General features: G+C 59.5%; 15 protein-coding genes. 5 read left to right on the forward strand and 10 right to left on the reverse strand.

Annotated elements, in window-relative coordinates; translation table 11 throughout:
- Nucleotides 1-296: 296 nt before the first annotated feature.
- The gene (gbdR, locus tag BLQ41_RS07145) at nt 297-1,400 is read left to right on the forward strand and encodes a choline metabolism transcriptional regulator GbdR (protein WP_090178827.1); all 1,104 of its coding nucleotides are present in this window, start codon (nt 297-299) and stop codon (nt 1,398-1,400) included.
- 113 nt (nt 1,401-1,513) lie between these two features.
- On the opposite strand, the gene BLQ41_RS07150 is transcribed toward gbdR, so the two are convergent.
- The 6 genes from BLQ41_RS07150 to BLQ41_RS07180 form a co-directional block, all read right to left on the reverse strand.
- Nucleotides 1,514-1,777: a hypothetical protein gene (locus tag BLQ41_RS07150; RefSeq protein ID WP_090178830.1), complete on the reverse strand. Its 264-nt coding sequence runs from the start codon at nt 1,775-1,777 to the stop codon at nt 1,514-1,516.
- A gap of 371 nt (nt 1,778-2,148) precedes the next feature.
- Nucleotides 2,149-3,312: a gamma-butyrobetaine dioxygenase gene (locus tag BLQ41_RS07160; RefSeq protein ID WP_090178834.1), complete on the reverse strand. Its 1,164-nt coding sequence runs from the start codon at nt 3,310-3,312 to the stop codon at nt 2,149-2,151.
- Nucleotides 3,313-3,326: 14 nt separating this feature from the next.
- On the reverse strand, nt 3,327-3,803 hold the full coding sequence (locus tag BLQ41_RS07165; protein ID WP_090178838.1) for a thioesterase family protein: 477 nt from the start codon (nt 3,801-3,803) through the stop codon (nt 3,327-3,329).
- Nucleotides 3,804-3,938: 135 nt separating this feature from the next.
- Nucleotides 3,939-4,904 (reverse strand): L-carnitine dehydrogenase, encoded by a 966-nt coding sequence (locus BLQ41_RS07170; RefSeq protein ID WP_090178841.1) that lies wholly within the window; start codon nt 4,902-4,904, stop codon nt 3,939-3,941.
- A 139-nt stretch (nt 4,905-5,043) separates the two neighbouring features.
- Complete coding sequence (locus tag BLQ41_RS07175; RefSeq protein ID WP_017341199.1) at nt 5,044-5,931, reverse strand: BKACE family enzyme; 888 nt, start codon at nt 5,929-5,931, stop codon at nt 5,044-5,046.
- Between the two features lie 78 nt (nt 5,932-6,009).
- A complete protein-coding gene (locus BLQ41_RS07180) occupies nt 6,010-6,954 on the reverse strand; it encodes a choline ABC transporter substrate-binding protein (RefSeq protein WP_090178843.1) in 945 nt (314 codons plus the stop codon).
- A gap of 209 nt (nt 6,955-7,163) precedes the next feature.
- On the opposite strand from BLQ41_RS07180, the gene BLQ41_RS07185 reads away from it, so the two are divergent.
- Nucleotides 7,164-8,108: a GlxA family transcriptional regulator gene (locus BLQ41_RS07185; protein ID WP_090178846.1), complete on the forward strand. Its 945-nt coding sequence runs from the start codon at nt 7,164-7,166 to the stop codon at nt 8,106-8,108.
- A gap of 132 nt (nt 8,109-8,240) precedes the next feature.
- Here BLQ41_RS07185 and BLQ41_RS07190 read toward each other — a convergent pair whose 3' ends face one another.
- From BLQ41_RS07190 to BLQ41_RS07205, 4 genes are all read right to left on the reverse strand, one after another.
- Nucleotides 8,241-8,657, reverse strand: a complete 417-nt coding sequence (locus BLQ41_RS07190) for a DUF3010 family protein (protein WP_090178850.1) — start codon at nt 8,655-8,657, stop codon at nt 8,241-8,243.
- A 32-nt stretch (nt 8,658-8,689) separates the two neighbouring features.
- Entirely contained in the window at nt 8,690-9,013 is a 324-nt protein-coding gene (locus BLQ41_RS07195; protein WP_090178853.1) for a helix-turn-helix domain-containing protein, read from the reverse strand.
- Nucleotides 8,997-9,251 carry a type II toxin-antitoxin system RelE family toxin gene (locus BLQ41_RS07200; protein WP_090178855.1) on the reverse strand — a complete coding sequence of 85 codons (255 nt, stop codon included), beginning with the start codon at nt 9,249-9,251 and terminating at the stop codon, nt 8,997-8,999. Before BLQ41_RS07200 ends, BLQ41_RS07195 begins: the two co-directional genes overlap by 17 nt.
- 213 nt (nt 9,252-9,464) lie before the next feature.
- Nucleotides 9,465-9,866, reverse strand: a complete 402-nt coding sequence (locus BLQ41_RS07205) for a lysozyme inhibitor LprI family protein (RefSeq protein WP_090178858.1) — start codon at nt 9,864-9,866, stop codon at nt 9,465-9,467.
- Nucleotides 9,867-10,101: 235 nt separating this feature from the next.
- Between BLQ41_RS07205 and BLQ41_RS07215 the strand changes: the two genes are divergently transcribed.
- The 3 genes from BLQ41_RS07215 to dgcA all read left to right on the forward strand — a co-directional run bounded on the left by BLQ41_RS07215 (nt 10,102) and on the right by dgcA (nt 13,766).
- A complete protein-coding gene (locus tag BLQ41_RS07215; RefSeq protein WP_008033250.1) occupies nt 10,102-11,079 on the forward strand; it encodes a dipeptidase in 978 nt (325 codons plus the stop codon).
- A gap of 80 nt (nt 11,080-11,159) precedes the next feature.
- The gene (locus tag BLQ41_RS07220; protein ID WP_090178862.1) at nt 11,160-11,690 is read left to right on the forward strand and encodes a DUF5943 domain-containing protein; all 531 of its coding nucleotides are present in this window, start codon (nt 11,160-11,162) and stop codon (nt 11,688-11,690) included.
- A 15-nt stretch (nt 11,691-11,705) separates the two neighbouring features.
- Nucleotides 11,706-13,766, forward strand: a complete 2,061-nt coding sequence (gene dgcA, locus BLQ41_RS07225) for a dimethylglycine demethylation protein DgcA (RefSeq protein ID WP_090178865.1) — start codon at nt 11,706-11,708, stop codon at nt 13,764-13,766.
- Nucleotides 13,767-13,776 lie beyond the last annotated feature (10 nt).

Below are 13,776 nucleotides of genomic sequence, written 5' to 3' on the forward strand. Positions count from 1 at the left end.
TGCGGTGACACTCTCCCTCAGGTCGCTGTAGCCCTGTTCCCACAAGTGCTACCGATTTGCTCAAGCCCAACGGGGCAGAGCGCTTCCCGCCGATAATGGCACTTATAACCCCCACTCTGCGCACGGCTTATATAGACACGCCGCGACGTCGTTTTCAGGAGTTATTGAATGCCCATTCAACTTTAGGCATGGCAATTGCTCTGTCATTACAAAGCCCGTCTCCCACGCGAGAACGATGGCAATAACAAGAGCCTCCGCCTGAGGCCATCACCCGCTTTGTGTGAGGAGATACCGCGATGACGACGTTCAACTCAGGGGCCCAACCCCAGAACCGTGCGCCTCAATCCATCGGCTTTCTGCTGCTGGACAATTTCACGCTTATTTCTTTGGCCTCCGCAGTAGAACCTCTGCGCATGGCCAACCAATTGTCCGGTCGCGAGTTGTATCGCTGGTCGACGCTCACCGTCGATGGCGGTCAGGTCTGGGCCAGTGACGGTCTGCAGATCACCCCCGATTGCTCCATGCACAAAGCGCCACCCCTGGACACCATCATTGTCTGCGGCGGTATCGGCATTCAGCGCACCGTGACCCGCGAACACGTGTCATGGCTGCAAAGCCAGGCCCGTCAGTCGCGCCGTCTTGGTGCGGTCTGCACCGGCAGCTGGGCGCTGGCGTGCGCCGGCCTGCTGGACGGCTTCGATTGCAGCGTGCACTGGGAATGCCTGGCCTCGATGCAGGAAGCTTTCCCCCGTGTGGCCATGAGCACCCGCTTGTTCACACTCGACCGTAACCGTTTCACCAGTTCCGGCGGCACCGCGCCACTGGACATGATGCTGCACCTGATCAGCCGTGATCACGGGCGTGAACTGTCCGCCGCGATTTCGGAAATGTTCGTCTACGAACGTATCCGTAACGAGCAGGATCATCAGCGCGTGCCGCTCAAGCACATGCTGGGGACCAATCAGCCAAAACTGCAGGAAATCGTCGCGCTGATGGAAGCCAACCTGGAAGAGCCGATCGACCTCGACGAACTGGCGGTGTATGTCGCTGTTTCGCGTCGTCAGCTGGAGCGTCTGTTCCAGAAATACCTGCACTGCTCGCCGTCGCGTTACTACCTGAAACTGCGCCTGATCCGGGCTCGGCAACTGCTCAAGCAAACGCCGATGTCGATCATCGAAGTGGCGTCGGTCTGTGGTTTCGTGTCCACGCCGCACTTCTCCAAGTGCTACCGCGAATACTTCGGTATTCCGCCACGTGACGAGCGCGTAGGTTCAAACACCACGCAACAGGTGGCGATGATGCCGCTGCCGCAAGCCTTGGTACTGTCGCCGTTGTCCGGGCCGTTGTCGGCGTTGAGTCAGGCGCGCAATGAGTCGACGTTCGCCAGCGTAAGGCTTTAAACCGAGGCGCCTTCATCGCGAGCAGGCTCGCTCCCACAGGTTTCGGGTCGGATTACAAATTTGTGATCCGCCCAAGTCCACTGTGGGAGCGAGCCTGCTCGCGATTGGATCTATCAGGCGCTACGGCTCTGCTGATAGGCCGCCAACGCTGGCAACAATTGCTTGTCGATCGCCTGGCGCACGGCCGGCAGGATGGTCGCGCTGCTGGTGTACATCTGCTTGACCATCGTACGCAGCGTCATCGCCCGTTCATCGTTCAAACCTCGCACTGCGCACTCGCAAGCCTGCTCGGCCGTGGCGCCGCTCGGCACTTGAAAACCCAATGATTTCAGCTGGCCCAACAGGTCTTCCTGGTCTATCAAATCGGCGTGCATCATGACGCAATCCTTCTTTAGGGAACGGTGTCTTGGTTCGATTCTCATAGGGGTGCGGAGTGGCGGCAAGGACGATTTGTCGCAATGGCCGCAATACCTATGAACAGGTCGTTTTCGGCTAACTTGCAAGAGGGGAGAGTGGGCACACTGGATTCAGCTGGCTACACGAAGGTTTGGTCACCCTCGCGCAACGGCTCCTCAACAGTACCCTCCTCAGCTCCGATCTTGTCACGGCTCGATCGGGGTTTTTTTTGCCTGTGAATCAGGGGTTTTTGTGTTGCCTGTGCAGATGCCATCACGGGTAAACCCGCTCCTACAAGGTTGGCGCAGTTCCTGTGGGAGCGTGGCTTGCCCGCGATGAACGATGACGCGTTCTAGCGTTGCAACACCAATATCCGCGACAACAATTCATCACGATCGATGTAGCAACCCTGGAAATGCCGGGCGCCGGTGGCGGGGTCGAAGGCGTTGCGGGCGTGCAGCGTGCGGCGGTTATCGAAGCACCACAATTCGCCGGGGTTGAGCCGCGTCATCACCCGGAACCGCGCTTCGCGGGTCATGGCAATAAAGCGCCGATAAGCGCGGTAGAGCTTGGGCATGTCTTCCATCGACGCATCAAACGGCCCGCGCAAAAAGTTCGCCATGCGGATCTCTGAAACCTGTCCCAACGCATCCAGGGCGATGATCGGCGCCAGGCAGCGATAGTCGCTGTGGCGGTCCTTGTTGCGAAACTCCACGGGGATGTCGCACAAGGCTTTGAACGACTCGGGATCTTCCTCGCGCAAGGCGTGGGCGATGGCGAAACCGTCGACGAAAATACTCTCGCCACCCTCGGCGTCATTGACCAGGCAATGCAGAAATTGCAGCCCCGGTTGCAACTCCCGGGTCGGCAAGTCGCTGTGCAGCGGCAGGTTGAAAGCGGTGTAGGCGTTGCTGTCGGCATCGGCCTTGGATTGCACGTTGAACAGCACGCCGAAATTGCTCTCGCGGATGAAGGAAATCCGCTGGGCGATCAGCTTCAACGAGCCGGGTTCGGTGGGCACGCCGCGCACTTGGGTCAGGCCGATGTCGCGCACCGCCAACAGCCATTGCAGCAAGGCATCGATGTCGTTCATCAGCGCCTGATAGTCGAATACCGGCAGTTTCAGGTTGCTGTTCCACAGCTGGCTTTTGGGCTTGGCGGCGCGACGTTCGGCGCGGGACTCGTCGTCATAAGCATGGGCACGTAACCAGCCGGGATCGAAGCGGCTGAGGTGGCCGTCTTGCCACTCGACGGTGAGGCAACCTTCGGCATCGACAACAGCCTTCGACGGCGTCAGGTCTTGCGCGACATCGACGATTTCCAGCACCTGTTCGCGCGTCACGGTGTAGACGCACAGCGAGCACGGGCAGTTGTCGCGCAACCATTGGTGATGGAAAGGGCTGAGACGACCGTCAGCCCATTGCACATGAATGCGGTCCGCCAGGGTTTGCACGGCGGTCAACGCGCTGATCAAAGGGTAAGTACGGAAGTCGGCAAAAGCGGCGGCGGTGTTCAATGGCGATCTCCTTGTTATTTTTTAGGGGGTAACGCGATCACTCGGCCAATGTAGTCGGGGGCAGGAAGGTCGGTTTGCTCGGCGACAATGGCTTGCAGCTTGCTCAACGTCACTTCACTGAACGGTGCAGAACGCGGGCCGGCGAGATCAACGTGGAGCAGCATTTGTTCGTTGCCGGCCAGTTCCTTGTCATCACCCACCAAATGCAGGCTGTGATAGAGGTGCAGGCGCTTGCTGTCGTGGCCGATGATCTGGGTTCGCACTTCGACGTCGGCATCGAGCTTCACTTCGTGCAAATAATTGAGGTGCAGTTCGAGGGTGAACAGCGAGTTGCCGCTGGCTTCGCGATTGTTGCTGTCCATGTCCAGCCGATCCATCAGGGCATCGGTGGCGTAGCTGAAAATCAGCAGGTAAAAGGCGTCGCGAAGGTGGCCGTTGTAGTCGACCCAGTCGGGGATGATTTTGGTTTGGTAAGTGGTGAGGGTGGGCATGATGAATGGTCCCGCATGTGTGGTGACTGGACAGCCGCTATCGCGAGCAGGCTCGCTCCCACAGTGGTTCTGTGAACGACGCAGATTTCCTGTGGGAGCGAGCCTGCTCGCGATGGGGCCGCCCCTGTTGGCTCATTACTCGCTGAACGCCATCCCGTGCTTCTCTTTGGTGGTCTTCACCGCTTCGAGCACCGCCAGCAAGCAATCATCACGATAGCGCTCCAGCGCCGAAATGCTGTGTTTGCCCAGCTGATCGCTGGTGCCGTCGACCACATCATCAATCAGCTTGTCGGTCAGTTCCGGTGCCGGCAGATACGTCCATGGCAATTGCAACGCCGGACCGAACTGCGCCATGAAGTGCCGCATGCCCGCATCGCCACCGGCCAGGGTGTAGGTCAGGAAGGTGCCCATGAACGACCAGCGCAGGCCCGCGCCAAAGCGGATCGCATCGTCTATTTCACCGGTGGTCGCTACACCGTCGTTGACCAGGTGCAGCGCCTCGCGCCAGAGCGCTTCGAGCAAGCGGTCGGCGATAAAGCCGGGCACTTCCTTGCGCACATGCAGTGGGCGCATGCCTAAGGATTCGTACACTTTCATCGCCGCTTGAACAGCTTCCGGCGCGGTGTTTTTGCCGCCGACCACTTCCACCAGCGGCAGCAGGTAAACGGGGTTGAACGGGTGGCCAACCACGCAGCGTTCCGGGTGCGTGGCGCTCTCGTAAAACTCGCTCGGCAACAGGCCTGATGTGCTCGAACCGATCAGGGCGTTGGGCTTGGCCGCCGCGCTGATTTTGCTGTGCAGTTCCAGTTTCAGGTCCAGACGCTCGGGGGCACTTTCCTGAATGAAATCCGCATCGCGAACACACTCTTCGATGGTCGCGACAAAGCGCAGACGGTCCTGCGAGGCACCCGGTGCCAGGCCTTGTTTCTCCAGCGCACCCCAAGCATTGGCGACGCGTTTGCGCAGTGCGGCTTCGGCACCGGGCGCCGGGTCCCAGGCCACCACGTCAAGGCCGTGGGCGAGGGCGCGGGATACCCAGCCGCTGCCGATGACACCGCTGCCGAGGGCGGCGAAGGTTTTGATTTCGGTGATGAAGGTCATGGCGACGTCCTAAAGAGTTCGGTGATCCCTGTGGGAGCTGGCTTGCCTGCGATGGCGTCAGTACATCCGGTGCATCTTCTGCGGCTGGACTACCGTCATCGCGGGCAAGCCCGCTCCCACAGGTGAGGTGTAAGTTTTTTTAACCGCGCTTGGTCAGGCCCATTTTTGCCCGGCCTTCAGCCGGTGTCAGAACCCGGGCGCCGAGGCGGCTGAGGATTTCCGAGGCGCGTTCGACCAGTTGGCCGTTGGTCGCCAGTACGCCCTTGTCCAGCCAGATGTTGTCTTCCAGCCCGACTCGCACGTTGCCACCGAGCAGCACGGCTTGAGCCGCCATTGGCATTTGCATGCGACCGATGCCGAAGCCGGCCCACACCGCGTTGGCGGGCAGGTTGTCGACCATGGCTTTCATGGTGGTGGTATCGGCCGGCGCGCCCCACGGGATGCCCAGGCAGAGCTGGAACAGCGGGTCGTCGAGCAGGCCTTCCTTGATCAGCTGTTTGGCGAACCACAGGTGACCGGTGTCGAAAATTTCCAGCTCGGCTTTCACGCCCAGCTCTTGAATGCGTTTGGCGCCAGCACGCAGCTGGGCAGGGGTGGACACGTAGATGGTGTCGCCGTCACCGAAGTTCAGGGTGCCGCAGTCCAGGGTGCAGATTTCCGGCAGCAATTCTTCGACGTGCGCCAGACGGGTCAGCGGGCCGACCAGATCGGTGTTCGGGCCGAACTCCATCGGGTTCTCGCCAGCGCCGATTTCCAAGTCTCCGCCCATGCCGGCGGTGAGGTTGACGATAATGTCGACGTCCGCCTCGCGGATACGCTCCATCACTTCACGGTACAGCGCCACGTCGCGGCTGAATTTGCCGGTTTCGGGGTTGCGTACGTGGCAGTGGACCACCGTGGCGCCAGCCTTGGCCGCTTCAACGGCGGCAGCGGCGATTTGTTTCGGGGTGACCGGCACGTGCGGGCTCTTGCTGGTCGTGTCGCCAGCACCGGTGAGTGCGCAGGTGATGATGACGTCGTGGTTCATTTGATGGTTCCTTGCAGGCGTGGTGGTCCCGTTCGCAGCCCGGTCGGGCTGCGAATCGGTGGTTCGGTTCGGTTCGGTTTATTTACTGGTCAGTTGCAGGTTTTCAGCTGCCGGTTTGCCATCGAAGGTGGTCACACCTTCCAGCCAGCGTTGCTTGTCTTGCGGGTGATCCTTGAGCCATTGCTTGGCCGACTCGAAGGCGTCCTTGTGATCCAGCAATGGTTGCATCATCCGGCTCTCGTCTTCGGCGGTGTACGTCAGGTTGCTCAGCAACTTGCCGATGTTCGGGCATTGCTGGGCGTAGTTCGGCGAGGTGACGGTCCAGACCGTGGCCATGCCTTCGTTCGGGCCCAGGGCGTCTTCGCTGCCGGTGAGGTACGTCATCTTCACGTTGACGTTCATCGGGTGCGGCGCCCAGCCGAAGAACACAATGGCTTCATTGCGTTTGGTGGCGCGGGTGACCGCCGACAGCATCCCGGCTTCACTGGATTCGACGAGTTGGAATTTGCCGAGGCCGAACTGGTTCTTGGCGATCATTTCTTTGATCTGGGTGTTGGCGCCCGAACCTGGCTCGATGCCGTAGATCTTGCCGCCCAGTTCTTTCTCGAACTTGGCGATGTCGGCGAAGGTTTTCAGGCCCTTGTCGGCAAGGTAAGTCGGTACGGCGAGGGTGGCGCGGGCGTCTTTGAGGCTAGGTGCTTCAAGCACTTTGACCTGCTTGCCATCGACGAACGGCGAGATGGTCTGGGTCATCAGCGGGTTCCAGTAGCCCAGGAACAAATCCAGGCGCTGGTCGCGGATCCCGGCGAAGATGATTTGCTGGGAGGCGCTGGTTTGTTTGGTGTTGTAGCCGAGGCCGTCGAGCAGTACTTGGGTCATGGCGCTGGTGGCGATTACATCGGTCCAGTTCACGACGCCCATGCGTACGTTCTGGCATGAAGCAGGTTCGGCCGCCATGACACTGGCGCTCAGGAAAGCGGTACCGCTGAGTGCAAGAACACAGCTGCTGATCAGTCGTTTCATCTCAGGTTTCCTCGGCAGTTCGTTATTGTGGGTCCGGTCGTCTTCGTGCGCCGGTGATGCCAAGTTACGCAGCTACGCCCCCGTGAAAGCGCACTGCGGCGACCAGCTCTTGCACTGCAGCGACCTGTGCTCTTGATTGCCATCGACAAGTGGCGTATCAACGTCCTCACGCTACCCGCCCTCACGTTACCCGCCTATCGAGTGCGCCCATGTCCCAGGATTTCTACTTCATGTTGATGCCGGGTTTCTCGGCCATCGGTTTCATCTCGGCCATTGAGCCGTTGCGGGTCGCCAATCGCTTTCGTGGCGAGCTGTATCGCTGGCATGTGCTGAGCGCTGACGGCGGGGCGGTACTGGCCAGCAATGGCATGTCGGTCAACGCCGATGCGGCGCTCGAACCGCTGAAGAAAGGTGCGACGCTCTTGGTGGTCGCCGGTTTTGAACCCTTGAAGTTCGCCACCCCGGCGCTGGAGCACTGGTTGCGCCGTCTCGACAATGAAGGCGTGACGCTCGGCGCCATCGACACCGGCAGTTTCATCCTCGCCGAAGCCGGCCTGCTCGACGGCCATCGCCTGACCCTGCACTGGGAGGCCATCGACGCCTTCAAGGAATCCTATCCACAGCTCAGCGTCACCCAGGAGCTGTTCGAGATCGATCGACGGCGCATCACCTCGGCGGGCGGCACCGCGTCCATCGACCTGATGCTCGACCTCATTGCCCAGGCCCACGGCCCGCAACTGGCAATCCAGGTCAGCGAACAATTCGTGCTTGGGCGCATCCGCCCACGCAAAGACCACCAGCGCATGGAAGTCGCCACGCGCTATGGCATCAGCAACAAGAAACTGGTGCATGTGATTGGCGAGATGGAGCAGCACAGCGAACCGCCGCTGAGCACGCTTGCGCTGGCCGAATCGATCAAGGTCACGCGCCGGCAGCTGGAGCGCCTGTTTCGGCTGCACTTGAACGACACACCGAGCAATTTCTATCTGCGGTTGAGGTTGGAGAAGGCGCGGCAGTTGCTGCGCCAGACCGACATGAGCGTGCTGGAAGTGAGTATTGCGTGCGGGTTTGAATCGCCGTCGTATTTCACCCGCAGTTATCGGGCGAAGTTTGCGCGGTGTCCGCGGGAGGACCGGCGTACTGCGAAAGCATGAACAGCAGAGAAACCTGTGGGAGCCGGGCTTGCCCGCGATGAGGCCGGCACTTTCAACATTGATGTTGACTGACACACCGTAATCGCGGGCAAGCCCGGCTCCCACAGGTTCTATGTGTTGGCGGTAATTGAGTTACTTCTTCATCAGTGCAGAGCAGGCCGCTTTAAACGCTTCATGCTGATACTTGTTCAGCGTATCCGGCAGGGCAAAGTCGAATTTCTTGTTTTGCGCATTGATCGTCTGCGGCGACAGCAGCGTCACCTCGCAACTCTCCAGCAACTGGAAAACACCCTCGATCTTGAACGTGGTCGGCCCGCCGGCGAACTCGCCTTTCTTGCTGCGCTTCTTGATCGAAATCCGATCAATGGAATTCTCACGCACAAACGACGCCACCTGAGCGGCAAACACTTTGACGTTGGCGGCTTCGTCATCATCGTCGAGGGCGATTTTCTTGGTGGCCAGGGCGACGTGGCTCAGTGCCTGACCGTCGAGGCAGGCTACGGCGATGATCGCTTCGCTGCCTTTGATTTCGATGCCGCAGATTTTCATTTCAATCCCTTTCACAAATGGTGGCTTGTAGCCTACAGCTCAAGTTGATTGGCCGTAATGCCAAGCGCCACGGCAATCTTCTCGCGGGTGGCCTTGCGCGGCTTCGCAACCGTCTCTTGCTGGGCGAAGGCCGGTTGGGAAATACCCATGCGTTTGGCAACTTCATCCTGGGTAAGGTTCAGGTGTTCGCGCCACGCGCGAATCGGCGTCGAGCCATCAACGATGCGGCTGACGACTTCATGGGGAATCAGATCGGGCTCAATCTTTTGCGCCACATATTGCGCGTAGGGAATGACCACGAAAGCAGGGTTGCCCTCCGCGTCGTTGATGATTTGAACGTCAGTAGGTGCGTTCATCGCGTTTTTTGACCTCTTGAATACTGACCACTTTGATTGCTCCATCCCAGTCGAACATGACTCGATAGTTGCCCACTCGAAGTCTATAGGCGTAGTCATGACCGACCAGTGCTTTGACATTGCCTATATCAGGCATGCCAGTCAGCACCGTGACGGCATCACGGACCTGGATCTGGTGAGCGGAATGCAATTTCAGAAGCTGCTTAACGGCCTTTCGAGTCCAGTGAATCCTGTTCATGGGAGAATATAAGTCTTTTATAAGATTTGCGAATCTTTACTTATATTTTCAAGGCCGCCAATAAACGAACAATGTCGGCATGTTGCCTAGTCGATGCGGTTGTTTTTAGGACAAAAAGACAGTTGTAGGGGCGTTATGCAAATGCTGTGGGAAAAGGAAACTACTTGATGTTGAAAGCTGGCGGTGGTGCCAGCTTCCGACGACTAATCAGTCTCACTCCTGCCCAATCGACTCCAAAAACTCCGACCGCTCATCGCTCATCCGCGCTACGCAATCATTTTGTGCGATGGTAAATGCCTTGCTACCGCTGGTCGCCGGGAATGCTTCCACTGCGCAATCTGCGTCCCGGGTCTTGATCCATTGCTGTTGTGCGGTCTTGAGCTTGGCGGTGATGTCGGCTAGTTGCGCCGGGTTCTTGCTATAGGCCGTTTGCATGCGCTCGTTCAGGCTTTTGTAGTTGTCTTTCAGCAGGTCTTCGGCGGTGGTTCTGCTGTAAGCCGAGCATTCCAGGGTCTGGACGTCGTTTTCGACCGCATCGCACGGGTTGTTGTCGGACTCTTCAGCCGCCTGTACGCCGGTCGCTATCAGTGCCAAAGCCAGGAAGATTGATTTCATTGCGCCGCCGCCCCTTTTTCCAATGCGAATTCAGTGATGCGGCGAATTCTGGCCCATGCGCAGGCCCTTGAACAGGTGCGTGATCATGCCCGGCGACGACCCTTTGTCGCGGATTGACGCTTTCGGCAAACCCCCTGTCGTTTTTGCACCCGGCTGCCCCGTCCCTCAGGCATATGCTGGCCCCAAAGCGCCGGCACACGATTCGGCGCATGAATCGCTAATAGGGGACAGCCTGATGAGCCCAGCCGAATTGCACGCCGACAGCATCGTTATCGACGGGCTGATTATTGCCAAGTGGAACCGCGAGCTGTTTGAAGACATGCGCAAGGGCGGTCTGACTGCTGCCAACTGCACCGTGTCGGTGTGGGAGGGCTTCCAGGCCACCGTCAACAACATCGCCGCCAGCCAGAAGCTGATCCGCGAGAACAGCGACCTGGTGATTCCGGTGCGCACCACCGCCGATATCCGCAAGGCCAAGGAGCAAGGCAAGACCGGCATCCTGTTCGGTTTCCAGAATGCTCACGCCTTTGAAGACCAGATCGGCTATGTCGAGGTGTTCAAGCAGCTCGGCGTCGGTATCGTGCAGATGTGCTACAACACCCAGAACCTGGTCGGCACCGGCTGCTACGAGCGCGATGGCGGCCTGTCGGGTTTCGGTCGCGAGATCGTTGCCGAGATGAACCGCGTTGGCGTCATGTGCGACCTGTCCCACGTCGGTTCGAAAACCTCCGAAGAAGTCATTCTCGAATCCAAGAAGCCGGTCTGCTACTCCCATTGCCTGCCGTCGGGTCTGAAAATCCACCCGCGCAACAAATCCGATGAAGAACTGAAGTTCATCGCCGACCACGGTGGTTTCGTCGGTGTGACCATGTTTGCGCCATTCCTGGCCAAAGGCATCGATTCGACCATCGACGACTACGCCGAAGCCATCGAATACACCATGAACATCGTCGGCGAAGACGCCATCGGCATCGGCACCGACTTCACCCAGGGCCATGGCCAGGACTTCTTCGAATACCTGACCCATGACAAGGGCTACGCCCGCCGCCTGACCAGTTTCGGCAAGATCATCAACCCGCTGGGGATCCGCACCGTCGGCGAGTTCCCGAACCTGACCGAAACCCTGCTCAAGCGCGGCCATTCCGAGCGTGTGGTCCGCAAGATCATGGGCGAGAACTGGGTCAACGTCTTGAAAGACGTCTGGGGCGAATAAGCCACCGCCCCCCTCTGAATCCTTTCCCCCGGCCGTCCGCGCCGGGGGCAACACCAAAATTTTTCTGGAGTTAAGTTTCCATGGCCAAGATCGCCCCGCAATTGCCAATCGAAGTCGACAGCGAAACCGGTGTCTGGACCTCCGACGCCCTGCCAATGCTGTACGTGCCGCGTCACTTCTTCGTCAATAACCACATGGGCATCGAGGAAGTGCTGGGCGCCGAAGCCTACGCCGAAATCCTCTACAAGGCCGGCTACAAGTCCGCCTGGCACTGGTGTGAAAAAGAAGCTGAATGCCATGGCCTGGAAGGCGTCGCGGTGTTCGAGCACTACATGAAGCGCCTGTCGCAACGCGGTTGGGGCCTGTTCAAGATCCAGGACATCGACCTCGATAAAGGCACCGCCAGCGTCAAGCTCGAACACTCGGCATTTGTCTACGTGTACGGCAAGGTCGGACGCAAGGTCGACTACATGTTCACTGGCTGGTTTGCCGGTGCCATGGACCAGATCCTGCAAGCCAGCGGCAGCAAGATCCGCACCGTTGCCGAACAGGTTTACGGTGGCTCCGAAGAGGGCCACGACGACGGCCTGTTCACCGTCAAGCCGTTGTAAGTCGAGGAACCCGCCATGGCTTTCGAAGCAATGTTCCAGCCGATCCAGATCGGCAAACTGACCATCCGCAACCGCGTGCTCAGCACCGCGCACGCTGAGGTTTATGCCACCGACGGCGGCATGACCACCGACCGGTACGTCAAGTATTACGAAGAGAAAGCCAAGGGCGGGATCGGCCTGGCGATTTGCGGCGGTTCGTCCAGTGTGGCGATCGACAGCCCGCAAGGCTGGTGGAAGTCAGTCAACCTGGCCGACGACCGGATCATCCCGCACTTCCAGAACCTGGCCGACGCCATGCACAAGCATGGCGCCAAGATCATGATCCAGATTACCCACATGGGCCGCCGCTCGCGTTGGGATGGCGAGCATTGGCCAACCCTGCTGTCGCCGTCGGGTATCCGTGAACCGGTGCACCGCGCGACCTGCAAAACCATCGAGCCGGAAGAAATCTGGCGGGTGATCGGCAACTACGCCAGCGCTGCGGCGCGGGCCAAGGCCGGTGGCCTGGACGGCGTCGAACTGTCTGCTGTGCACCAGCACATGATCGACCAGTTCTGGAGTCCACGAGTCAACAAGCGTACCGACGAATGGGGCGGCAGCTTCGAGAACCGTATGCGTTTCGGCCTGGAAGTGCTCAAGGCTGTTCGCAAGGAAGTCGGCCCGGATTTCTGTGTCGGCATCCGTCTGTGCGGTGACGAGTTCCACCCGGACGGCTTGTCCCACGAAGACATGAAGCAGATCGCCAAGTATTACGACGACACCGGCATGATCGACTTCATCGGCGTGGTGGGTTCGGGTTGCGACACCCACAACACCCTGGCCAACGTTATTCCGAACATGAGTTATCCACCGGAGCCGTTCCTGCACTTGGCGGCCGGTATCAAGGAAGTCGTGAAGGCCCCGGTGCTGCACGCGCAGAACATCAAGGACCCGAACCAGGCGACCCGTATTCTGGAAGGCGGTTACGTGGACATGGTCGGCATGACCCGTGCTCACATCGCCGACCCGCACCTGATCGCCAAGATCAAGATGGGTCAGGTCGACCAGATCAAGCAATGTGTCGGCGCCAACTACTGCATCGACCGTCAATACCAAGGCCTGGACGTGCTGTGCATCCAGAACGCCGCGACCTCCCGTGAATACATGGGCGTGCCGCACATCATCGAGAAGTCGACCGGTGTGAAGCGCAAGGTTGTGGTGGTAGGTGCCGGTCCTGCCGGTATGGAAGCGGCGCGCGTCTCCGCCGAACGTGGCCACGACGTGACCCTGTTCGAGAAGAAAGAATTCATCGGCGGGCAGATCACCACCGCCTCCAAAGCCCCGCAACGGGACCAGATCGCCGGCATCACTCGCTGGTTCCAGCTGGAACTGGCGCGTTTGAAAGTCGACCTGCGCCTGGGCGTTGCCGCCGATGCGGCGACCATTCTCGACCTGCGCCCTGACGTGGTGGTGCTTGCCGTTGGCGGTCATCCATTCCTGGAGCAGAACGAGCATTGGGGCGCGGCCGAAGGCCTGGTGGTCAGCAGCTGGGACATCCTCGATGGCAAGGTTGCACCGGGCAAGAACGTGCTGGTCTACGACACCATTTGCGAGTTCACCGGGATGTCGACTGCCGACTTCCTCGCCGACAAGGGCAGCCAGGTCGAGATCGTCACTGACGACATCAAGCCAGGCGTAGCGATTGGCGGCACCTCGTTCCCGACTTACTACCGCAGCATGTACCCCAAAGAAGTGATCATGACCGGGGACATGATGCTGGAGAAGGTCTACCGCGAAGGCGACAAGCTGGTGGCGGTGCTGGAAAACGAATACACCGGCGCCAAAGAGGAGCGGGTGGTGGACCAGGTCGTCGTTGAAAACGGCGTGCGCCCGGACGAAGAAATCTACTACGCGCTGAAGGAAGGCTCGCGCAACAAAGGCCAGATGGACATCGAAGCCCTGTTCGCGATCAAGCCACAACCTTCGCTGAGCCAGGCGGGCGACGGCTACTTGCTGTTCCGCATCGGCGACTGCGTGGCGCAGCGCAACACTCACGCGGCGATCTATGACGCGTTGCGGTTGTGCAAGGATTTCTAAGCCACGAACT

It is taken from the genome of Pseudomonas arsenicoxydans (assembly GCF_900103875.1).
Lineage (GTDB): Bacteria > Pseudomonadota > Gammaproteobacteria > Pseudomonadales > Pseudomonadaceae > Aquipseudomonas > Aquipseudomonas arsenicoxydans.